Origin of the sequence: Sphingobacterium phlebotomi (genome assembly GCF_008180195.1) — a bacterium.
Lineage (GTDB): Bacteria > Bacteroidota > Bacteroidia > Sphingobacteriales > Sphingobacteriaceae > Sphingobacterium > Sphingobacterium phlebotomi.
Map to the genome: position 1 here is coordinate 132,088 of NZ_VTAV01000007.1, position 24,295 is coordinate 156,382.

The 24,295-nt window shown below is 43.0% G+C and carries 20 protein-coding genes; 18 read left to right on the forward strand and 2 right to left on the reverse strand.

The annotated features are described in order from the left end of the window. Window positions 1-15: 15 nt before the first annotated feature. From FXV77_RS12050 to FXV77_RS12100, 11 genes are all read left to right on the forward strand, one after another. Window positions 16-1,404: a PKD domain-containing protein gene (locus FXV77_RS12050; protein WP_148919472.1), complete on the forward strand. Its 1,389-nt coding sequence runs from the start codon at window positions 16-18 to the stop codon at window positions 1,402-1,404. A gap of 109 nt (window positions 1,405-1,513) precedes the next feature. Further along, window positions 1,514-3,400 (forward strand): glycoside hydrolase, encoded by a 1,887-nt coding sequence (locus FXV77_RS12055; protein ID WP_148919473.1) that lies wholly within the window; start codon window positions 1,514-1,516, stop codon window positions 3,398-3,400. 30 nt (window positions 3,401-3,430) lie between these two features. Continuing rightward, window positions 3,431-4,372 (forward strand): hypothetical protein, encoded by a 942-nt coding sequence (locus tag FXV77_RS12060; RefSeq protein ID WP_148919474.1) that lies wholly within the window; start codon window positions 3,431-3,433, stop codon window positions 4,370-4,372. A gap of 30 nt (window positions 4,373-4,402) precedes the next feature. Beyond that, the gene (locus tag FXV77_RS12065; RefSeq protein ID WP_148919475.1) at window positions 4,403-5,911 is read left to right on the forward strand and encodes a glycoside hydrolase; all 1,509 of its coding nucleotides are present in this window, start codon (window positions 4,403-4,405) and stop codon (window positions 5,909-5,911) included. A gap of 47 nt (window positions 5,912-5,958) precedes the next feature. Beyond that, entirely contained in the window at window positions 5,959-8,424 is a 2,466-nt protein-coding gene (locus FXV77_RS12070; protein WP_222867782.1) for a hypothetical protein, read from the forward strand. A 16-nt stretch (window positions 8,425-8,440) separates the two neighbouring features. Next, complete coding sequence (locus FXV77_RS12075; protein ID WP_148919476.1) at window positions 8,441-10,120, forward strand: GMC oxidoreductase; 1,680 nt, start codon at window positions 8,441-8,443, stop codon at window positions 10,118-10,120. Between the two features lie 23 nt (window positions 10,121-10,143). Then, on the forward strand, window positions 10,144-10,989 hold the full coding sequence (locus FXV77_RS12080; protein ID WP_148919477.1) for an alpha/beta hydrolase: 846 nt from the start codon (window positions 10,144-10,146) through the stop codon (window positions 10,987-10,989). Beyond that, window positions 10,986-12,905 (forward strand): sulfatase family protein, encoded by a 1,920-nt coding sequence (locus FXV77_RS12085; RefSeq protein WP_246162450.1) that lies wholly within the window; start codon window positions 10,986-10,988, stop codon window positions 12,903-12,905. Before FXV77_RS12080 ends, FXV77_RS12085 begins: the two co-directional genes overlap by 4 nt. A 1-nt stretch (window position 12,906) precedes the next feature. Next, the gene (locus FXV77_RS12090; protein WP_148919478.1) at window positions 12,907-14,940 is read left to right on the forward strand and encodes a sulfatase-like hydrolase/transferase; all 2,034 of its coding nucleotides are present in this window, start codon (window positions 12,907-12,909) and stop codon (window positions 14,938-14,940) included. A 12-nt stretch (window positions 14,941-14,952) separates the two neighbouring features. Continuing rightward, entirely contained in the window at window positions 14,953-15,789 is an 837-nt protein-coding gene (locus tag FXV77_RS12095; RefSeq protein ID WP_222867783.1) for an alpha/beta hydrolase, read from the forward strand. Between the two features lie 99 nt (window positions 15,790-15,888). Beyond that, window positions 15,889-16,077 (forward strand): VOC family protein, encoded by a 189-nt coding sequence (locus tag FXV77_RS12100; protein WP_148919479.1) that lies wholly within the window; start codon window positions 15,889-15,891, stop codon window positions 16,075-16,077. A gap of 178 nt (window positions 16,078-16,255) precedes the next feature. Here the strand turns inward: FXV77_RS12100 and FXV77_RS12105 are convergent, their stop codons facing one another. Further along, on the reverse strand, window positions 16,256-17,083 hold the full coding sequence (locus FXV77_RS12105) for an AraC family transcriptional regulator (protein WP_187444111.1): 828 nt from the start codon (window positions 17,081-17,083) through the stop codon (window positions 16,256-16,258). An 85-nt stretch (window positions 17,084-17,168) separates the two neighbouring features. Between FXV77_RS12105 and FXV77_RS12110 the strand changes: the two genes are divergently transcribed. Beyond that, window positions 17,169-18,116 carry an NADP-dependent oxidoreductase gene (locus FXV77_RS12110; RefSeq protein ID WP_148919481.1) on the forward strand — a complete coding sequence of 316 codons (948 nt, stop codon included), beginning with the start codon at window positions 17,169-17,171 and terminating at the stop codon, window positions 18,114-18,116. Window positions 18,117-18,212: 96 nt separating this feature from the next. After that, a complete protein-coding gene (locus FXV77_RS22150) occupies window positions 18,213-18,371 on the forward strand; it encodes a hypothetical protein (RefSeq protein WP_187444112.1) in 159 nt (52 codons plus the stop codon). A 14-nt stretch (window positions 18,372-18,385) separates the two neighbouring features. Here the strand turns inward: FXV77_RS22150 and FXV77_RS12115 are convergent, their stop codons facing one another. Next, window positions 18,386-19,336: a hypothetical protein gene (locus FXV77_RS12115; protein ID WP_148919482.1), complete on the reverse strand. Its 951-nt coding sequence runs from the start codon at window positions 19,334-19,336 to the stop codon at window positions 18,386-18,388. Between the two features lie 415 nt (window positions 19,337-19,751). On the opposite strand from FXV77_RS12115, the gene FXV77_RS22155 reads away from it, so the two are divergent. The 5 genes from FXV77_RS22155 (at window position 19,752) to FXV77_RS12135 (ending at window position 24,246) form a co-directional block, all read left to right on the forward strand. Beyond that, the gene (locus tag FXV77_RS22155; RefSeq protein WP_187444113.1) at window positions 19,752-19,910 is read left to right on the forward strand and encodes a hypothetical protein; all 159 of its coding nucleotides are present in this window, start codon (window positions 19,752-19,754) and stop codon (window positions 19,908-19,910) included. Window positions 19,911-19,991: 81 nt separating this feature from the next. Beyond that, a complete protein-coding gene (locus tag FXV77_RS12120) occupies window positions 19,992-21,677 on the forward strand; it encodes an ATP-binding protein (protein ID WP_246162451.1) in 1,686 nt (561 codons plus the stop codon). Window positions 21,678-21,689: 12 nt separating this feature from the next. Continuing rightward, window positions 21,690-22,355 carry a response regulator gene (locus FXV77_RS12125; protein WP_148919483.1) on the forward strand — a complete coding sequence of 222 codons (666 nt, stop codon included), beginning with the start codon at window positions 21,690-21,692 and terminating at the stop codon, window positions 22,353-22,355. A gap of 24 nt (window positions 22,356-22,379) precedes the next feature. Then, window positions 22,380-22,952 (forward strand): thermonuclease family protein, encoded by a 573-nt coding sequence (locus FXV77_RS12130; RefSeq protein WP_148919484.1) that lies wholly within the window; start codon window positions 22,380-22,382, stop codon window positions 22,950-22,952. A gap of 157 nt (window positions 22,953-23,109) precedes the next feature. Beyond that, window positions 23,110-24,246 (forward strand): DUF4236 domain-containing protein, encoded by a 1,137-nt coding sequence (locus FXV77_RS12135; protein ID WP_148919485.1) that lies wholly within the window; start codon window positions 23,110-23,112, stop codon window positions 24,244-24,246. Window positions 24,247-24,295 lie beyond the last annotated feature (49 nt).

Sequence of the window (24,295 nt, forward strand, 5' to 3'; positions counted from 1 at the left end):
TAAAACTGCAGAACAATGAAATCATTCTTATTAACATGTTTCGGTTTGTTCATCGCTATCACCAGTCAGGCCTGGCCTGTTTATGTTCATCTTGATCTTGGAGAAACACAGGAGATCATGATAGGCGGCGAAACCCATCAAATCAAACTACATAAAATTTTGTACGTTAGTGAACCCAATAATCGAAAGCCTGCTTCCATTGGAAGTGAGACATTGATAGAGGCGCGTGTCCTTATATCTGTCGATGGGGAGGAGACTACGCTAGTACAACGGCCATATCAAATGCCCGTGACTTTTAAAGGATTAAGACTATACGTGGAGAATACTCAAGATTGGGCGAAAAAGGCCACGTATTCCGCTATCGAGCATTTTCCAAAGGCAGCAAAATTAGCCGTTGTTCGCAAAGGCGAATCCTGGGGGCCGCACGATATGCACTTTCCGTTGCTGAACTACCGATGGAGATCCTCCATGTATAACAATACCTGGAACTCCTTAGTGCCTGGACCGGGTATATACTATCATCATGGGGAAGATTATGGATTGATGTATGATAAATTTGATATACAGGCTCCCTTAGCAGGTATCGTCATCGAAAGTCCTTTGCCGCATGGAGATGGAAAAAGCAACGGTGTAACCATTGCGTATGATGAACATTTTAGCTATCGGATTTCGCACATGAATATCGGGACCATACGCCCGGGAGTGAAGAAAGGAGCAGCTGTAAAAAATGGACAGGTACTCGCAAAATCAGGACATACTTACCTCGGCAAAGAAAAGATGGGCGATCCACATTTACATATTAATTTTATCCATGATGGTGAGCTTGTAAGCACCTATCCGTTTCTTGTCGAAGCCTATTTACGCGATTACGCGGACAACATACTTGCCGTAGCCGGTGGATATGCTCGAATAATGGCAGGCGAAGAAATCGAACTGGATGCTACCCGAACTGTGGTTCGTGAGGGATACAAGGTAGCGGAATATACTTGGACGTTACCGGACGGACAAAAAATCAATAAAGCGAAAACGAAGGTTCGTTTCGATAAACCCGGCAATTACACGGCCGAACTGCATGTAAAATCGGACAAAGACGACGAAGATAAAGATTTCTTGAAGATCTACGTATACAATCAGCAGAAAGAAAATAACGATTATCTCGGTATGTTCTATCATTTTCCGGTTAGGGATATTCAGGCAGGAGAGGAGGTGACTATTTGGAAGACATCAGGTTTCAAAAAGCCCGTTACTATTGATTTTGGAGATGGTTCAAGGCCCGTTCACGCCAAAGTAAAGACGTCACATGTTTACAAAAAGCCGGGTATATATACCGTTACTTTTAGTGGAATCAATCCCTCCCAGCGCCCTACGATGGAGAAAATAAAAATAGTAGTTGACAAAAATTGAAAAGATTATGTTTATTAAAGAAATTATCAAATATAAGAGCCTGTTGTTTTTCGCCTTTGTATTAATAATGGTCACAACGATTTCATGTAGTAGAGAAGAACTCGGTTTCATGGCTGAAAGTAATACTAATGAAGATGAACTGGAGGAGTATACCGGTTTGTTAGGTGTGTTTCGTTTTACCTCGGGAGGAGGTAGAGCGAGGCCGTCAGAAGTCAAATCCGGGATCACCATTTCCAGTATCGCGATAGGAAATTTACAATCTGCGTACGCGAACGACGCATTAGCACTCAGCGATTGGGTGGCGCTAAATGTCGGTGCAGGCAAGTGGGTCGGTTTTGAAATCAATAGCACCAACGGCTATGAATACGAAGTAGACAGCGTCGTGGTGGTCATGCGGCGCTTGGACGACAGTCCTGACAAAATTCGACTTAGCTATGGCAATGACAAGCAGAATAGTACCCAACATTTAGGTGTTGTTGCTCAAGTAGGGTCTTCCGTTTATGAAAAGTATCACCTTGGGCTTAACCTTGATCAAAAACCGGATCAAACCACACCCTATTACGCCATAGGTGTACAAGCGAACAGTAGAGAAACAGTCGTAGAGTTCGACGAAATAGCAATTTATGGTAAAGTTCAGGAGATATTATTACCTAATTCCGGTGATTATACGATCCATTTCAATCAGCCAAAACAAATTATCGAAGGATTAGGTGTGGAATTACAAAGCGATCGAATGGGGCCTAATTATGTGAATAGCGATCCGATAAATGGTATTCCTTACGAATTGACAAGTGCTGAAAAGGAGCGTTTGGCAGAAAAGATGACCGGATTCCGATATATACGTCTTGCCATGGGGCTGTGGTTTCGTGGAACGACGGCTGATGAGAAAAATATTGTGGAGCGATACCCAGGCCAGCTGCAATCCATCAAAGACCTAATTACTGATGCCGATATAGAGGGAATTTCTATGGAATATTGGTCGCCAGCTCCCTATTGGAAATCTACCGACAGTTACCTGCTAGGTTCCTTAAAGAGCTTTGATACCACATTTCTCTCGGATTTTGGAGATGCAGTAGTAGGAGATATTAATTATCTGACGAGCAACGGACTGACTATTTCTACCTGGGGGCTACAGAATGAGCCTTTTAATGATGGTCTTGGGTACCCTCAGTGTAATTATATCGATGGTGAAAGTTATTACAAAGCGTTCAAAGCCGTGGCGCCGAAAGTGCGGGCAGCCTTACCCGATGCAGAGATTATTGTCGATAGTCACAATGGAAATATTAGTCGATCCTCCTCCTATATAAGGGCTGATGGACAAACATTGAATTTAGTAGACTCGTGGGTGTATCATCGAGGTGGGGCTTCTTCTGACCTTCAGATAGAAGGACAATCACGGTTTTTACAGAATAGTATGGGAAAACCGATCTATCAAAATGAGTATTCCTATCACGCAGAACATGTTGAACAGCGGTCAAAAGAATGGAGGATGGTCAATATCGCCCAGTCGATAATGAATTGGATGACTTTCTTAGACTCTCCAAAATGGTACTGGCTCCATATTCTAAAACCTACCAATGACCCGAACCGGGAAGGCTTTGGGCTTGGTGTATATCGGCCATTGAACGATAATAATTTTAATAATCATCCCAACGTAGCTCACGGTACCTTTGAACTCAGCCAACACTATAACGGAATTGCTGGATTTTTGGCGTATATGCCCTGGGATTCTCAACGTTTTGAAGTAGAAGAGGATGAGGTGTTATACAACCAACGAATAATGGCATGGAAAAGACCCGATGGTAAATTTGTCTTTGCGCTCACTAACCGTAGTAATCGACCATTCGAGTTCAATATTACCATGGACAAAGTACGGAGTTTCACGGGACACCGATACGACGAAGACGAATTGGACATAACACTTCCCTCGCAATCCGGAAGTAATCACAGCATTACACTGGAACCGTGGAGTATTGAATTTTGGGTAGAAGATTGATAACAATCGACAGATTAAAAATAAATAAATATGAAAAGGATTATAGCATGCGGTAGGTATATCTACATCGGTCTCTTGGCTGCACTTATCGTGATCGGCTTTTCTTCCTGTGAGAAGGAAGAACGAACCAGTGAACGGCTGGAACAATCTATGGGACTTTACACGACGTCAGCGTCGCTACTTATAGGAGAGGAAATTACCATAGAGCCAAAGTTTGCTCCCGGTGTTACGCCCAAACGTACTTACGAATGGACGGCAGATAACCCGGAGATCATTACGATGGAAATGAATGAAAACTATGCACTTACTATTACTGCGCTGTCCGAAGGGACGACAAATCTCACCATCGCATCGACAGACGGGGTGCTGAGTGTACGTTGTCCTGTTCAGGTCATCGACGGAACAGTCGATGTGAATATTAATTTTGGATCCGGAACGAATGCGTCCTTCACAGACGGGTGGAATTTGCTTTCGGTGTTTTTGGATGGTGGAGAGATCCCGGATCTTCTGACTAAAAAGGGTTATAGTACAAATATTTCTATGACTGTAACACAGCGGTTTAACACTTCGGGCAACAGCGGCGAAGCGGAAACCGATACGGAGCTTGACATGCCGTCGAGTGTGTCTGCAAGTTTTTTCTACGGGAACTCCGGGACGACAATGAATGGTTTGACCACAGGACAGAGTGTCCTCACATTAGCAGGATTTGACACGAGTAAGGCCTATGATTTTTATTTTTTTGGATCATCTACTTTTGCCGGGACTAGATCGGCGCGGTATACGGTAGCGGGAGTAAACGAGGAATCTACCGAACTTAATGCATCGCTGAATACATCCAATGTAGCGTATATCCCAGGCATACAGCCGGATGAAAATGGAGAGATCATAATTACAGTTGCGGCAGCCGAGGGAAACGCTACTGCGCAGAAACTTTATTATATCAATGCGATGCGTTTTACAGCCGTGGAGTAGAAAATTAAATGCGTTAACAATAGAAAAGAAATGATGAAGAAAAGACACTATTTATTGATTTTGCTGACAGGCGTCGGATTTTCGCTGCAAGCGCAGCATACCAAATATCCGATGGAACGTCCGGAACGTACTATTCCTACAGCGGCTGAAGGCGTATACGATATCTATCCCCAGCAGTTAAAACAGGTGGTTAAAGGGGTAGGCGTAGAAATATATTCTGATCAATTAAATAATAACAGCGATGGCATGAACATGAAGGAGAAAGGCATGTTGCATGATATCACCCCGGACGAACGGGAACGTTTGTATAAAGAGATGTTGACCGGATTCCGGTACGCCCGTCTGGCGGGCGGACTGTATCTGCGGGGAATGGATGCAGAAAAAAAGCAATTGCGGGGTAGGTGGCCTTCACAAATGACGGAGCTCAAGGAAATGGTAAGGGGTTCTGGTATGGAAGGCGTATCCTTCGAATATTTTTCGCCCTTGCCCTATTGGAAAGCTAATCAGAAACTAACGGGAAAAGATGGCAGTGATAATGTACTGCGTTGTTTTGGAAAGGATTTTAAGAACGACCCCGTATACAAGGGAGACACTACTCGATTTCTAAATGACTTTGCGGAAGCTGTTGTCAACGATATCCAGTTTTTAAAAAATAATGGCCTGCCGATTTCCTTTTTTGGCTTGCAAAATGAGCCAATGTCCGATACGCGGTATTCTTCGTGTGTGTATAAGAATCTGCCTATTGATAAATACGGGATGGCCTATGTGGCTGTAGCGAAAAAAATACGGGAGATGGACCCCGATATACGTATCATCGGTGATTCGCAAGGGCTTCGTTTAATCAGGCCTGTGGTGGCAAATTCGGAAACGAGCGATTTGGTAGATTATATGGTGATGCATCATGGTGGTGTCGATTCCAAACAAGTACAACCGATAGAACCCTATCATGGCAAAGCTTTATTTCAAAACGAATATTCGTATTCGGGAGGTGGTGTGGCTTCTCCGGCTCGGTGTATCAATACCGTTCAGCACATTATGAACTGGTTTCAGCGAAGGGAAGCACCTTCTTGGTTTTGGCTGCACGCCATGATGCCCTACGATATGAAGATGTCCAGTGGACGAGCGTTGGGCCTGTACCGACCAAAATATGACACCGATGATTCCAAATATCCGGAGGACTTAAAACCGGGGCATTGGGTATGGAATCCGCATAACTGGCATGCACTAGCCAGTTTTATTAAACACATGCCCTGGGACTCGCAGGTAGTAGGCGTAAAAGAACGCGATGTCGACGAAGATTTACGGATTCTTGCCTTTAAGAAACCAAATGGAAAATTGGTTATTATGTTGTCAAATCGTAGTTTTGGTACACACCGCTTTGTATTACAAACGCGAACCGATGCGGTATACAAAGGCTATCGATACACCGCTGACGAGGCCGGAACTGATTTCATGGGTGTGGAACTCGGTGCGTTGAGCGGAAAAACTATCCGTCCGGAAGTGCCGGATATGGCCTGGGAATTTTGGGAAGAACAATAGCCAACAGAATAAATACTCATTTTAAAATTTTATAAACGACATTATATATGAAATTCGTAGAAATAGCTGCTTTATCTCTGTTGATATGTGCCGTGGGCAACAGCTGTAAATCGCCGGAAGTTGAAAAGCCGGTGTTCAGTGGAATCTATCCCCATCTGGCATATTACAACGAGGAGGGGGAATGCGGTACGGGGGCAGTCGTACCATGGGCAGATCGTCTCTGGGTCATTACCTACGCTCCGCATAAACCTGGTCCATCCTCGGACAAACTGTATGAAATTACACCGGAACTTGAGCAAATTGTAAGGGAAGAAAGTGTGGGAGGCACACCCGCCAATAGACTCATCCACGCCGAAAGCAACCAGCTGTTTATAGGGCCCTATGCCATTGACGGTGATCGGAATGTGCAAGTCATATCATACGATGCTGCACCTGGTCGGTATACGGGGGCAGCACGTCACCTTACTGATCCCGCAAACAAAATCTATGTTGGGACTATGGAAGAAGGGTTCTACGATGTCGATGTGCACTCCTTGCAAACAACCATGCTTTTTGAGGACGGAAACTCGCTACAAAAACGGGATGCTACGGATGCGTATAGCAAGTTGTTGCCCGGAGATCATGGTAAAGGGTTGTATTCAGGACAAGGTGTACTTGTATATTCGAACAATGGCGAAAAAACAGATGCGGCCAAAGAGCAATTCGACGTCGAATCTGGTGTGTTGGCAGAATGGAATGAGAAAGATTGGACAGTGATACGCAGAAACCAATTTACGGAAATCACCGGTCCAGGAGGAATCCGTGGAAACAGCAATCCAAAAACAGATCCGATCTGGGCAACAGGTTGGGATAATAAATCGGTTTTGTTAGGCATTCGTTCTCCAGAACAAGGTTGGACATTTTATCGTCTACCTAAAGCAAGTCATACTTATGACGGCGCGCATGGTTGGAATACGGAATGGCCTAGGATACGCGACGTCGGCACGGCTAGCAATCCAGATTATTTAATGACCATGCATGGTTTGTTTTGGAAGGTACCGGCGACACTTTCTGTTGGACGAACTGCCGGAATACGCCCGCGTTCCGCTTATCTCAAAGTAATAGGAGACTACACAAGATGGCAAGATCGACTGGTATTTGGATGTGACGACTCAGCACAGAAAGAATTTTTGAATACCCGAGGCATCAAAGGCGGCATAGAAGGACCGGGGCAATCCAACTCGAATTTGTGGTTTACCTCGCTTGATCAGCCAGACAATTTGGGACCGAATACGGCCGAAGGGGCAGTCTGGTTGTCGGAGGAGATCATGGCGAATGAGATTTCAGAACCTTTTTTGTTTGCAGGTTGGAAAAACAGAGCTGTCTGGATTAAAAATGAAGGAAAGCAGGCTGTTTCTTTTCTGCTGGAAGTAGATGTCAAAGGAAACGGACAGTGGACAAGCTTGAAAACGATTGACGTACAACCGGGAGAAACAGTTAACTGTATGTTTGAAGAGCAGGATAAAGGTGAATGGATTAGAGTGAAAAGCAAGGCACAGACAAGGGCTACCGTACATTTTACATATACTGATCATTCTCGCTACCCGCAAGAGCATACAAACCTATTTCGTGGTATGGCAACAGCCATCGACGACGAAACGTACACAGGAGGTCTACTATACGGTTTGGGGGATAATAGGAGAGCATTGGGTATGTTGGCAGGAAAGATAGAAGGCAATAGATTCATAGAGAAGGGATATTATGAACTGGATGGCAATATGAAGTTGGTCAAGAAAGACGACCCGGAAACGGCAAACTTTATAAGAAAAAAATATGCTATTCCAAAAAATGTGGTGACCATTGATCAAGCCTCTGCGCTCGTTGTTGATGATAAAGGACGTAGGTGGCGCTTACCCTTAGGTTCAGAAGCGTTGTCCGATTATACACGAAACAACCTGTTGCGGATATGTCGAGAGGTTGCTACCGAACGGGACCTGCTGAGTCTATTAGGCACCTTTTATGAGTTGCCGGCTGAAAATGCGGATGGTTTTGCCAAAATACGCCCAATTTCTTCACATCAACTTACAGTCCACGATTATGCTTCTTATCGTGGTCTGCTGGTCATGTCAGGAATTGGGAAAGAGGTGGATAATAAGCATATTATTCGATCGGAAGATGGGCAGGCACGGGTATGGGTTGGGGCGATAGACGATCTGTGGAAACTCGGGAAACCTGTTGGACGAGGAGGCCCATGGAAAAATACGGATGTACAAAAACACATACCTTCAGACCCCTATCTCATTGGCTTTTACGACAAAAAGAAACTGGAGCTTTCACACGAAAGCGACGCGTCAATCACTTTTAAAATTCAGGTAGAACCAGTGGGACACGGACCTTGGATGACATATAAAGAGGTGGAGGTAAAGCCAGGAGAAACGTATAGCCACATTTTTCCCGAATCCTTTCAATCTCGCTGGATAAGATTTGAATCCGATCAGGATTGTCAGGCAACGGCATGGTTGACTTATAACTAAACAATAGGAGAAGAAGGTGAAAGAAAATCGTTATGATGCCATTGTTATAGGTTCCGGGATAAGCGGCGGTTGGGCAGCCAAAGAGCTGACCGAAAAGGGACTCAAAACAATCATGCTGGAGCGTGGTCGCAATGTAGAACACGTCAAGGATTATTTGAGTGCAACGAAGCATCCCTGGGAGTTTCCACATAGGGGTGGGCGTACTAAACAAATGATCGAAGATTACCCCGTTTTGAAACGTGATTATCCTTTAAATGAAAAGAATCTCGATTTCTGGGTGAACGAAAAGGAAAATCCCTATACGGAGGTTCAGCGTTTTGACTGGTACCGCGGTTATCAAGTTGGAGGACGGTCGCTGATGTGGGGTCGACATAGCTATCGATTGAGTGATATAGATTTTGAGGCAAATATACGCGATGGGCATGGCATTGATTGGCCTATCCGTTATAAAGATATGGATCCTTGGTACAGCTACGTAGAACGTTGGGCAGGTATAAGTGGAAATCGTGACGGGATTGCCGTATTGCCTGACGGGGATTATCTACCACCTATGGAGATGAATGTCGTCGAAAAAGACGTAGCTGACAGAATTAAAGAACACTACAACGGGAAACGTCAATTTATTATTGGTCGCACAGCCAACATTACCGCACCACACCATGGTCGGGTGAATTGTCAGTATCAAAAGCAATGTGCATTGGGGTGTAATTTTGGAGCATATTTCAGTACACAGTCGTCCACGTTGCCTGCTGCAGTAGCTACAGGAAATCTCACCCTACGTCCATTCTCTATCGTGACACGTATACTGTATGATAAGGATACGAAATTGGCCACAGGCGTTGAGGTTCTTGATGCGGAAACCCATCAAACGTATGAATACTTTGCTGATGTTGTATTTGTTTGTGCTTCGGCGCTGAATTCAGCATGGATACTGATGAATTCAGCAACAGATATTTGGGAAGATGGACTAGGAAGTAGTTCCGGCGAATTAGGACACAATGTAATGGATCATCATTTCAAATGTGGAGCACGAGGAACTATTGAGGGATATGAGGATCGCTATTATTTTGGCCGTCGTCCCACAGGTGTTTATATTCCCCGTTTTCGAAATTTAAATGGTGAGCAACGAGACTATGTACGTGGATTTGGTTATCAGGGAGGTGCTAACCGACACCGGTGGGATGGTGAGGTTGCCGAGATGAGTGTTGGTGGAGATTGGAAAGACGCAATTTGTGAACCGGGACCGTGGCAGATTGGATTTACTGCTTTTGGAGAAACCTTACCCTATCATGATAATCGTATTTTTCTCGATCCTGACCGAAAAGATAAATGGGGCTTGCCAACCTTGGCAATGGACTGTTCTATTCTCGATAATGAGGAGAAAATGCGGATAGATATGATGAATGATTGTAGAGAAATGCTGGAAGTAGCAGGTGTTAAAAATGTGAAGACATTTGATCAAGGATACGGATTTGGTCAGTCGATTCATGAAATGGGAACTGCGCGTATGGGGAATGATCCAAAGACATCGGTCTTAAATAAGCATAATCAAATTTGGGATGCTAAGAATGTATTTGTCACCGATGGCGCATCCATGACGTCCGCTTCCTGTGTTAACCCTTCTCTTACCTATATGGCAATGACAGCCAGAGCGGTGGATTTCGCAGTGCGTGAATTAAAAAGAAGGAACCTTTAGGTAAAGAATAAAAAGGAGAAAGAATGAAGAAACAAGATTATTTCATTTTATTGGCGTTTTTTGCTGCCATCTTCCTCGTACACGAGGGGTTTGCCCAAGAGAAAAATACGTATGTATATAAAACCGTTGACGAGAAAGAATTGAAGCTGGATGTATATCTGCCAGATGTCCCTGATCTACAGGTTAGACCGGTTATTGTTTTCTTCCACGGAGGCGGATTCATTATCGGTTCCCGAAGCCTGCATAAATACCAGTGTACCTACTTTGCCCAACGAGGCATGGTGGCCGTTTCTGCGGACTATCGGTTATTGTCTCGTGGAGCAGATCCAAAAACGGAGGTGCCTAAATGTATAATGGATGCGAAAAGCGCGGTTCGTTGGGTAAAGCAGCACGCGGAAAAATTTAATATTGATACGAATAAGCTGTTTCTGGCAGGTGCCTCCGCGGGCGGATTCTTAGCTACTGCGGCGACGCTTGTTCAGGACGTAAATGAAAATACCGATGATTTGCGCATCTCAATAGATGCGACTGCACTTGTACTCTTCAACCCTGCCTATACACCCGAAACGAGATATACACCCTCCATGCCTTCCATGGTCTCGAAAGAGAGTCCACCAGCTATTCTGTTCTATGGCGACCAAGATAGGTTCAAACTTGGTGGAGACAAATTTTTTAATTCGCTGCGACAGGAAAAGATCTCAGCGAGTCTATGGGTGGCACCAGGTGAAGATCATTCATTTTATAAATTAGAAGGTTGGAACGAAGCCACCTGTAATATGGCTTATAATTTTTTACTGGAGAACGAATTTGTAACCGGGCACCTGGAAAATGATGTGCCTAGATTTGAATTGAAACGACAAGAAGAATGAATAAAAGATATATTTCGGTTGTACGATGGAGATTTTATATGAATCAATATTTAGCGATTTTGATCTGTATGTGTGCTGCTCATCTGGGGCAAGCACAACCGGAACAACGACCCCATATTTTGTGGATTACTATCGAAGACACTTCGCCCCATTTTATTGGCTGCTACGGTAACGAGCAGGCGCGTACGCCGAATATGGATCGTTTGATGAAAGAAGGAGTGCGTTTTACAAATGCGTTTTCTACAAATACCGTTTGCTCGCCCAGCCGTACAACGCTGATTACAGGCGTTCGTACTTCTGAGGCAGGTACGGGGCATCATCGAAGTAAATACCCCGTGCCGGACTTTATGCATGGATTTCCATACTATTTGCAGGGAGCTGGTTATTACACAAGCAATAACTTTAAAACAGATTATAACGTAGCCGGAGATAAATCGTATGTTGAAGATGCATGGAATGAAAGCAGTCAAGAAGCCGGGTGGTGGAATAGGAAACCGGGGCAGCCTTTCTTTGCTGTATTCAACTATATGGACAGTCATCAGTCTCGAACAATGACGAGCAGCTATGAAAAATATACTAAGGACGTATTGAATGAACTACCTGCCGATCAGCAAATCAACGATACCGATTTTCCGATGCCTCCGTTTATGCGGGATAGCCCGGAAATGCGTAAGCAGTTTGCTAGGGTATATAACTCCCTGAAGCTAACGGATAATAAAATTGGTGATCTGTTAAGACACTTGGAAGACGACGGTTTGATGGATAGCACCATTATCTTCCTATTTAGCGATCATGGGGAAGGAATCCCAAAAGGAAAGACCAACGGCATGAACTTGGGATACCGTGTGCCCTTTTCGATATGGTTTCCCCCCATGTACGAACATCTTTCCCCGTGGGGAACCGGAGTGGTAACAGATGAGCTGATCAGTTTCGAAGATCTAGCACCCACTGTTATTGCCCTGGCATCGGGAATTGTTCCTGCCTATATGAAGGGACGTAAGCTCGTCGGCGAGCAGCGTACGGAACCCGTGTCTTTTCTTGAACTATCATCTGATAGGTCTGATAACGGTATAGATCTGGTTCGCAGCATTACTGACGGAAAATACGTATATTCTCGAAATTATATGCCATTCATGCCGCAATTGAGATATATTAATTATATGGAAATCAGTGAAATCAAACAGCAGATGCGAGGAGATTTAACCGCTGGAAAACTGAATAAACTACAACGGGAGCTATTCGAACCCCGGCCGGCAGAGTTCCTCTTTGATACGCATGAGGATCCATGGGAACTACATAATTTAGCGGATGATCCACGATATCAAGACCAGCTGATAAAGATGCGGACGACATTGGAACAGGCGATATTGAAGTCGAAGGACGTTATGTTTCTGCCGGAGTACGAATTAGCAGAAATATCGAAATCGGGTACGGCGTACGAATATCGTTTGGACGCTTCGCGTTATCCAATCGATATGATTTACGACGCGGCTAAATTTTCAGGCATGCGGGGACAGGATATCCTGGCTAAACAGGTCGAATTGCTGAGCCACGAGAATAAGATTGTTCGTTATTGGGCAGTGCTTGGATTACGGTCTCAGGAACAGCATCTGTTACACGCCTTTAGACCACAGTTAATGGAATGTATGCAAGATGAATACCCTCCGGTTAAAGTTACAGCTGCTGCAATAGCTTATGACGTATTTGCTGACGGAACAGCAGCAGACATTCTCATAGAGGCGGCTTCGTCGACTAATCCGTATCTGGCATTAATGGCTTTTAATTATCTGTTGTACATAGCCGATCCACAGCCTTTTGTTGAATCGGTACAAATGATAAGCACGATGCCCGACCTTAATGAAAGCGTAGTCTGGGCATGCGAGGACTTTCTGACACGAATAAAAAATATGAACTGATATGAAGAAGATAATTGCGATGCTATTGCTTGCGACAGGAAATATTGGTCTGCTATGGGGGCAAGAAAAGCAGGTAGCCAAACCGAATATTATTTTTATCCTGATGGACGACATGGGATACGGCGATCTCGGTGTTTTCTTCCAGAAAATCAGGCAACAGCGAGCGGCCCGCAACGAGCCGTGGTTAGTCACACCAAATCTGGACAGAATGGCCGCCGAGGGAGCGATATTACCACAACACTATGCGGCAGCTCCAGTTTGTGCTCCCTCAAGAGCATCCATACTAACGGGCTTGAGTCAGGGACGGGCGAATGTTCGAGATAACCAGTTTGACAAAGCGTTGGAAGACAATTATACCTTAGGTAATGTGCTTCAACAGGCTGGTTATCATACTGCAGCGATAGGGAAATGGGGTCTTCAGGGAGTAGGAGAAGCGCCCAATTGGCCTGCTCATCCCCTTAAACGAGGGTTTGATTACTACTTTGGTTACATGGCACATGTCGACGGACATGAACATTATCCCAAGGAAGGGGTGTACAAAGGACCCAAAAAAGTATGGGAAAACTACCGAGAAATCAGTGACGATCTCGATAAATGCTATACCGGAGACCTTTTTACAGCCGTCGCCAAACGTTATATTACAACGCATCAGCAAGAACAGCCCGATCAGCCATTTTTCATGTACCTAGCTTATGATACCCCCCATGCGGTACTTGAGCTTCCCACACAGGCGTATCCGGAGGGAAAAGGCCTGAAGGGCGGGGTGCAGTGGATGGGAACCCCGGGGAATATGATCAATACAGCTTCGGGAAAGGTAGACTCTTATCTGTACCCGCAGTATGCCCAAGAAACCTACGACCATGACAGCGACGCCACCACGCCGGAGGTGCCGTGGCCGGATGTCTATAAGCGATATGCCTCCATTAACTATAGGATTGATGAGCAAATAGCCGATATCCTGCAATTGTTAACAGATCTTGAAATTGATGAACAGACATTGGTGGTATTTACATCGGACAATGGAACATCGATCGAATCTTATCTGGACGAACGATACGAAGCCGATTTCTTTCAAGGTTTCGGGCCGTTTGACGGGATTAAGCGGGATTTATATGAGGGAGGGCTCCGCGTCCCCACTATCGTCAGATGGCCTGGTAGCGTTGCTCCGAATACGGTGATAAATTCAGCTAGTATTTCCTACGATTGGCTGCCCACCTTTACGGATATTGCCGGTTTGCCGGCGCCCGTGCGTAGCGACGGTGTTTCTCTATTGCCTTCGCTAACACAACAAGGGGAACAAAAAGAAAGTTTGGTATATGCCGAATATTTTCACCCGGGTGTGATGCCTACTTATTCTTTATTTGCTCCTCAACACCGTGGCAAGCGACGTAATCAAATGCAGATGATACAAGTTGACGACTTGATCGGTGTACGGTATGATGTACAATCGGCAACCGATGATTTTGAAATATACGATGTCATCAATGATCCCCGTCAAACAAAAAATCTTGCACTTCAGAAAGCGGATATACAACAACGAATGAAAGATCGTGTATTGCAGTTGCGGGTATCAGATACGTCTGCCGCAAGACCATACGACGATGTTTTTATACCAGGGCTCCAAGGAATCGAAAGTAGGGTTAGTGAAACTCTGGACGTTAAGTTTTACGCTTTAAACACGACTTGGCTGCCACAAGTTGGCGGAATCGAGCCGACGGCTGTCACCTCCGTCAACAGATTGGATTTGGTACCTCAAGATACAGGTTTGGTGGTCGTCAGGGGCTATATATATGCGCCGACAGACGGAGCATACACCTTTTATTTGTCTGGAGCTTCTCAAACTTTTGCGCGTATCCATGAGAGAACCTTGATTGACGCGGATTACCATACATCTGGTGAAGAAATGAAATCAACGTTGAAATTGGCGTCGGGTTATCATCCAATCGAGATTTATTATCGAAACGTACGTGGAAATAGTCAGAAATTACAATTTGAATGGCGATACGAGGACGGCCCGCGAGAAAGTTGGAAATAATTATAATAGACGATGAACAAAACTGTGTATATACTGTGTGTTAGCTTGTTAACGATGTTGAAGTCGTATGCGCAAAATGAACCCATAGAATTGGTGTATAAAGAAGTGGATACGGTGAGTTTGGCCATGAAGCTGTACTACCCCGAGGATTATGTAGAAGGAGAGCGTCGGCCGGCAATAATTTTATTTTTTGGTGGAGGGTGGAATAAAGGGAGTATCAATCAGTTCCGAATGCAGGCCAAGTACTTTGCATCCAAAGGTATGTTGGCTGTAACGGCAGATTACCGGGTACGGACGCGACATGGGACGACACCCTTTGAATGTGTTAAAGACGCTCGCTCAGCTATTCGATACCTCCGTGAGCACGCGGATGAATTGGGCATAGATACTTCTCGCATTGCAGCGGGAGGCGGATCAGCGGGAGGTCATATTGCGGCAGCTGCAGACTTGACGTTTATTGATGAGATATCCGACAACCTGTCTGTTGATCCACGACCTAATGCACTCGTGCTGTTTAACCCGGTATTCAATAATGGTCCTGATAACTATGGATATGATCGACTAAACGAACGATACATAGAGATTTCGCCCTTTCACCTTATTAGAAAGGGCGCCGCACCTGCTGTTGTCTTTCTCGGTACAGATGATAAGCTGATACCGATTAAGACAGCAAAAGAGTACCAAACTAAAATGCTCGAAGTTGGAAGCCGTTGTGATCTATTTCTGTACGAGGGGCAAGGGCACGGCTTTTTTAACTATAGTCCTAAAAAGAATTCGAAATATTATCAGCAGACTTTAGATGAATCGGTTAAATTTTTACTGTCCCTAGGCTTTATTAAACACGACTAAGAATATGGGTGCGTGAAATAATGGTCGAGAAGGACCCTAAGGTCGTCAAAGAGCTCGAGCTGATTTTCAAGCTAGAGAAAGCAAAAAGCTGCTATTGACTTGAACTTCGACAGTGAAGATCAAACACATAATCAGAACAGCCCCAGACCATTTTTCACTACTCCGAAAAAGAAAATCTCCACGGTGGGTAAAGCCGCAATCGATGAATCATACGGGGGATATATCGGATATATCTCTGATCCTGATGGCCATTTATGGGAACTTGTGTATCCGCCACAACAAGCATAACCTTCCAAAAATGTTCTGCGTTAGGTTCAGTAAAAAAAATTGCGGAAGCACTATGATGTTGCGATAAAAACCACGAACTGCTAACAGCCGTGACGGTAAACTGAAAAATAAATCAGACATGAAACTTTCAATGAAAAAGGAGGAGCTGGGTATAATAACCCTTTATTTTGAAGTCTATTTAAACAGAATTTTTGTATTCGGTTAAATTGACACCCGACTGCTTTTTGAAAAATTTGTTCAGGTGGCTTCCATCGTTGAAATTAAATTCATCGGCAACTTCGTTTATCCGCATGTCACTATATTTCAATCTGTTCCTGATAAGTCTTATTTTATATTTCGAAATGTAGTCCTGTAAAGTTTCACCGCATTGAGCTTTAAAGAAGCGTCCTAAATAGCTTTCCGAAATGTTGAACTGCTTACTGATCGTTATTGTCCTTAATCTTTCAGGCGTATAAATATTATCGTGAATATAATTGACAATATTTACGAAACGCTTGTCGAAGTTCTCTTGCAAGTCCGTTAACTGATAACAAGAAATACTTCTTGCCACAACGACTAACAGGGCGTTGATCAAGTAGTTTTTTAATTCTTCATTGAACAGGTCAGATTTATCTATGCTCTGCAAAATTGTCTCTATCAACGATTTGACAATCACTTTATCTGATCGAACAGTAAGTATATTTCCATTTATGTGTGTTGCATTGTTGAGGAGACATTCAAGATGGTTCAAGTTTTTCCAATCGTATTCGTTCAGATAGGAACGATTAAAGCGTATCAGCAGAAATTCAGTGGTCGTAACCACGTCAAACGTATGTATATCTTCGGGAGTTAAAAGAAATAGATCATCTGCTTGGTAACTGTTCCTATTTCCGTTAAATGTTTGGTATCCATTTCCAGAGATAACAAAAACTAACTGAAAGAAGCTGTAAACCCTATCCCGTATCGGACATTCGTTTACTTTTTCATAAATGATCTCTACGGGAGTTTCTATATTTTCTTTTCTCATTGGTACAAAAATACACAATAATAGAAAATATATACCGAACATATTACTGTTTTCAGGTTTAAATTTGCATAAAAATAATTTGATAATGAAAGCAATCGTATTAGAAAAGTTTGGCGGGGTTGAAAATCTCGAAGTACAGGAAGTCGCGAAACCAACGATCTCAAAAGATGAGATATTGGTAAAAGTAAAAGCGTTCAGTATTAATCCCGTTGATGTTAAGACAAGAAGCGGAGAAGCACTTGCCGATATCTTGAAAGGCGATACGCCAATTATTTTAGGTTGGGATATTTCGGGGACGATCGTAGAAGTTGGTAAAGAGGTTGATTTATTCCGTGTCAATGATGAAGTATTCGGAATGGTCAACTTTGTAGGGCACGGAAAGGCTTATGCGGAATACGTTGCTGTGCCTGCCGAGCAACTAACACGGAAACCCGACAACATCTCGCATGTAGAAGCTTCGGCAAGTCCATTGGTTGCGTTGACGGCTTGGCAGGCATTTACACATTTTGGAAAGTTAAGGCAAAACGACAAAATCCTTATTCACGGAGCTTCGGGCGGTGTAGGGCATTTGGCTATACAGATAGCAAAGTATCTTGGAGCATACGTCATCGGCACTTCGTCTGCTAAGAACAGAGAATTTGTATTGGAGCTCGGTGCAGACGAACATATTGATTATAAAACGGAACCGTTTGAAAAACGATTGAGCAATATTGATTTTGTTTTAGAAACCATAGGCTATGACAATTTCAAAAAATCGGTTAGCGTGCTTCGGGAAGACGGCACGATTATCAATCTACCATCGGGTCTGACTGAAGAATATGAAAGAGAAGCAGAACGAAAAAACTTAAATGCCTGTTACTTTATGGCGGTGTATTCAAGTGGAAGTGATATGAAAATCATTGCAGATCTATTGGAAAAAGGGATAATTAAACCACATATTTACAAAGTATATGATTTTAACCAAATTCGGGAAGCCCATCTGCAAGTCGAAACAGGAAGCACTAAAGGAAAAGTCGTGGTGGTGGTTTCTTAGTTTATTTTGTGTTCTGCAAGAACGCTTTATGGGTAGTCCTATATGTGATTAATATAAGTTTTTCGATTACTGATAGTTCATAATGATATAACTGTTGTGGGTGATTATATCCGGTCTTGGAATGCGGACGAGAATATCAAAGGTATGCGCCATGGTATTCCCAAATCACAATACTCGCACGATGGACAGGTGAAGGGAAGTGAAAATTTTGTACAGCTGGTGAAGAATACGTACAGGGTATTACTCGGTCGCTGAATGAAAGGCTTATTTTAGGGACTAGAAGACGGCGTCATATTTTCCCCCGCATATTTGTCAATAATGTGTTCTGTAGCCGCTTTCAGTGATCTACCATATTCTACCGGGTGATGTCCCGGATGGGTGAAAAACTCCACTTCATTATTGATTTTAGAGTACCAAACCTTTCCGACATCCTCATGGTTTAACGTGTCTGTATGCATAATTTTCTGAAAATGGAGTAACTTATTTTTGTCCAAACCAATAATCTGATAAGGTTGATCTTTATCCTGACAATCGATCTCCACATACCGTTCCCCATTCCAGCACATACAATCCGCAGGCGTAAATATATTATAAACAACAAACAACACCGTCACGATAGCCAAACCGGCTCCCGCGTACAACAGATTATTGTTTTTCGATCTTCCTTTGATTTCTATCGATTTTAGTGTGTCCTCTTTATATCCCTTATCTTCAACTTTTGCCTGTTCAATAACATTTGGTGTATGGTCTTCCTCCTCTGCACCATCTGTTGTGGGCGACTCTGCAAATGAATCTTCCGAGTCCGAACCTGACACCAAAGAATTTTCTTCACCGTCATTCAAACGATCCGTGTATACACGTTCGGCCCAGTGCGAAGCCTTAAAGGGGCGAGGTTTGAAGTCAATCAAAACTGCCAGCAACTTCACGATATTTTCGTCTGGTCTTTTTTGCGTATCACCATTTATAAAATTCCGTAGCGGACGCAGCTTGTCTAGATCAAAACTTTCAATAAGGTTGGCCAGATCCTTTGTGGCCCTTTCCCTATTAAAAAAATCCATAAAGACTTTTTCGTCGTCATGATTGAGATTTTCTAGGTAACGTTCCAAACACCAGGATCTAAGTTTTCCTGGAGAAGGAGATTCTCTACCGAAATGCAGTCGGTCTTCATTCTTTAAATCTAGGTAGGCGCTTCTCACCGCCGTTTGGAATTTTTCAAACATTCTTACAAAAATATAGTAATTGGACTATCGGAAATTACGGAAATCCGTAAACATAGCAAACCTAAAACCAGTCTCTACCAATTGGAAATTCCAGCAATATGATGGAATAATCGGAATGATTCCGGAAATATCGGAAACATCGTAAAATGTTGTTTTGCAGGGTGTTGTTAGTCATAAATTTGCTTTCGGAATCAGTTAAAACACCGATTAGTTCTTTCCAGGAAAGATACGAAAGAGATTCCAAAAAGAGAAGAAATCGCGGTAGGCATTAGCCGGTTTGGGAAGCAGTTACTGTCTCCCGCGATCGAAGCTCCCACTTTCCAAAAATTCAGAAGGCCTTCTGAAAACAACCGTAGCAATCCCGTGCATGGAGCACGTGGACCTACCAAGTTTTTGACTTTTAAATTTTTGAAAAATGTGGTATTTAATTTTAGCCCTATTATTTGGACAAGGTGGTGACTCAGCTCACAATGGTAATAAATGTGGACAGCAAACCGTTCAAGCGACCGGTCATCACGGAGGAGAGACGGATGCACCCCGCCCTCCACGCCCCCCGCGTCCAAACAATCCATAATTATTTTTATTAGAAAGGTAGCGAAAGCTGCCTTTTTTGTTTTGCCAATTATTCTCTCTAATTTAGAGAAAACAAACCTTAGTGAAGTCACTACCTATATATATCGCTGTTCTCGTTTTTGTTGCTTGTTCAGAAGACGATAATAATCAAAGTGTTGTAATACAGAATCCTGATATCGATAAAGCATATGAATACCTAGACCGAGGAGTTGGTGACAGTGCATTTTTTGCTTTTAATAAAGCGAAAGATATTTATATTGAAGCAAATGACAGTTTGAATGCAGCGAACTGCCTAATCAACATGGCCATTACACAGCAGGATCAAGGAGACTATTTTGGCGCACAGGAGACAGGTCTTCAAGCAACAGATTATTTGGATAAAAGTGATTCCTCACATCATATATATATCAGTACAAATTATAATAATCTTGGAATAGCCACAGGGAAACTGAGCGATTTCGAGAAAGCATTAACATTTTATGAATTAGCACTTCAATTTTCCACAGATTCGCTATATACCTCGATCTATCAAAATAATATGGCTATTTGTTATCAGGAACTTAAGCGATACGATAAAGCCATACAGATTTATGCAGATATCTACGATAGCGTTAAGCATAATAGAAAACAGTTTGCCCGCGTCCTGTCAAACTTAGCAAGAACAAAATGGCTCGCTGCCCCCACATACCCAGCCGCGGATGAATTGCTGACATCACTGGCTATCCGGCAAGAAGAAAACGACAAATGGGGATTGCATGCCAGTTACGTCCACCTGACAGACTACTACGCCAATATACGTCTTGATTCCGCGCTATGGTATGCAAGAAAAATGTACGACACAGCCACGGAGATAAAAAGTCCCGACGACCAAGTCTATGCCTTAAGTAAGCTTATTGAATTGAGCCCGGAAGGAAAGGCAAAGGAATATTTCCGTACGTACCAGTCGCTGACTGATAGCTTGCATCAAGCTAGAACCGCTGCTAAAAATCAATTCGCCCTTATACGGTATGAAGTAGAGAAAAACAAAGCCGATAACCTGCGATTGCAGAACGAAAACGCAGAAAAAATCAATAGGCTGACTCGGCAACGATTTTTTATCGGAAGCCTTGTATTCCTACTGATACTGTTTGTTGCAGGAGGACGGTTTTGGTATAAAAAGCGTAAACAACGGCTGGAGCTCGAAGCACAGCATAAAATCAAAGCCAGCCAACTTAAAACCTCCCGCAAAGTTCATGATGTAGTGGCCAATGGTATCTATCGGGTGATGAGTGAAATAGAAAACAAAGAGGATATCGACCGCGAAGGAATTTTGGATAAGCTGGAAGGCGTTTATCATAAATCCCGTGATATATCGTATGAAGCCGAAGAGTCTTTACCCGCCGAGCTGTCCTATGCACAACAGGTAACCGAATTATTGACATCATTTGCCACAGCGGACCAAAAAGTGCTCATCGTGGGAAATGAGAGTCAACTCTGGGATCATGTCAACGAAAATATAAAAACCGAAATCAAGCATGTGTTGCAGGAACTTATGGTCAATATGCGAAAGCATAGCCATACAGACCAGGTCGTGATCCGTTTCGGAGAAAACGAAGGAAAACTCAAAATTTATTACAAAGACAATGGCGTGGGAACGAAAAATGTGCATGCTCAAGGAAATGGGTTGAAGAATACGGGTTCCCGTATTAAAAATCTAGATGGCGAAATTATCTTTGTCAGCGAACCGGGAAACGGGTTGAAAATAGAGATCGCAATTCCTATTTCCTAAAAGAAGAGATGTATGTTTAAAAAAATATTGATTGCTGAAGACCACGAAATAGCCAATATTTCCGTTCAGAAAACGCTGCATGATTTAGGTATTCAAGACGCGAAATATGTTTACTATTGTGACGACGCATTAAATTGGATAAAAAAAGCGTTGCACGAGGGCGAACCTTATGATCTATTGATTACCGATCTGATTTTTGAAGATGACCATACTCCACAACAGATTAAACATGGTGCAGAACTTGTCCGAGCAGTTAAACAAATTCAGCCGGATTTAAAAGTAATCGTACTTTCAGCAGAAGCGCGCTCCAGTATCATAGACGAGCTATTTAAAAATGATGCTGTCGATGGCTACGTCCGTAAAGCACGCCGCGATGCGCAATACCTTAAAGAAGCTTTGCAAGCAGTTTATAACAACAGAACCTACTATTCACCAGAGGTTAAAGAATCTCTACGGGAAAAACATAGCCATGAATTCACGGCGTTTGATGTTTATATTATTTCCTTATTGGCGGAGGGCGTTCCACAGAAGAATATCCCTTTCTATTTACAAGAGAAGAATATGAAGCCATCGGGTCTCAGTAGTGTCGAGAAAAGATTAGGCCTTATACGCACTGTGCTAGGTTTCTCAAAGAATGAACAACTCGTCGCCTATTGTAAAGATGTTGGCATTATTTAGCAAATTGGAATCTATCTTTGCACGATGAAGAATCGTTACATTTTTACCATTTTATCGGTGTTGTTATGCTATGTGTCCATAGCCTGTCAGAGTCAGTCAGATTATATTTATAGCGTAAGAGGAGGCGCCGATCAAGTGCTCCATGAAAACGAACCTTCGCGTGCGGAAAAAGAAAAACGCTGGAAAGAGGGGTTTGCCTATGTAACTAAAGTTATCGACGGTGACACATTCTGGGTGGATAACGGTACAGAATCTTTCAAAGTACGCTTCATCGGTATTGATGCTCCGGAAACACGGAACTCCCGTTGGAAGAAGAAAGGTTACTATGCATCCGAATCTAAAAAATTTGTTCAGACTCAGACGGAACACCAATGGGTACGTTTGGAGTTCGATATACAATCTATGGATAAGTATAAACGTAGGCTGGCATATATTTATCTGGAGGACGGAACATTTCTCAATGCCTCTTTGGTGGAACAGGGATACGCGGTAGTCGATACCTATCCGCCCAATGTAAAGTATGTGGAGCAGTTTATCGATCTGCAAAAACAGGCACGAGAGACGAAACAAGGCTTGTGGGGAGAATTGCCTGAATAATATTCCCAATTATTAATTCTAACCTGGAGACTGCTGAAATCGGCAGTCTCTTTTTTTATACAAAATCGTCGCGTTACGGGAAGCCGTAAAATCAAAACCATTGGAGGCCATACATTTGTATCATTAACAATCACCAGATGACTAAATATGAATGATCATGGCATGGAAATTTAGACGACGTGTAAAGATTATCCCCGGAGTTCACTTGAACTTTAGTAAAAGCGGGATTTCTACATCCATTGGAATAAAAGGAGCAAGTGTGACTTTGGGATCTTCAGGAGCCTACCTAAACACCAGTATACCCGGACTAGGAATTTATAACAGACAACAACTATCTAATGGCGTAAAAAAACCAATGTTGCCACCAGCTTTGCCACAGAATAATAGTTATCCATTTGAATCCCGAGGCAATATCTTTAGTGCGGATATACATGAGATTACGAGTCAAGATATGCAGGGTATCAAAGAGGTGATTTTACTCGCCCGTCAGCAACGGGCAACCTTACATAGCGATTTGTTAGGAATACAAAATGCACTCCGTACAACCAAGCTAAAAAAGACATTAAGCTATCTACTGTTGTACGGCCTGATTAAAAAATCAATTCCTGAGCGTCTTTCAAACGATATGGAGGCACAACAAGAAGCCATAGTGCAGACAAAGGAACAGATTGATGCATCTTTTGTAAAGTTGAAAGCTCATTTTGATCCTGATATTGAAGAAAAATACAAATCACTTGTCACGGCTTTTACGACGTTATCCCGTAGTTCCAAAATATGGGATTTAACCAGCAGTCATTATGAAGATCGAGTGGTTACCCGCTCGTCAGCAGGCACTGTCGTCACAAGGAGAAAAGTTAGTTTAGGGCTTAAATCTATATCCGAGTTTAAATCGGAAGTGCATGGTCTGTATTTTCAGAATGCTAACGGAGCAGACCTCTATATTTATCCCAGTTTCATAATCATGTATTCCAATAAATCAGATTTTGCCATTATAGGATTAGATGAGGTGGATTTTCAATATAGTTATGTCCGGTTTGTAGAGACCGAGAATGTACCTGTGGATTCAAAGGTTATCGACAGGACCTGGGCAAAAGTTAATAAAAATGGTACTCCAGACAGACGGTTCAAAGGCAATTATCAAATCCCCGTTGTTCGATATGGAGAGATACGGCTGAAAACAAAGACAGGATTACACGAAGTGTATAAATTCAGCAACTATGAATCGACAGAAGCTTTTGGTAGAGCTTTTAAGGATTACCAGAAATTAATCTGTCAGTCAACTTCATCTTCTTAATCAGTGAAAACATTTGTGGTATCTACCCCTACATACAATTATTTATAAT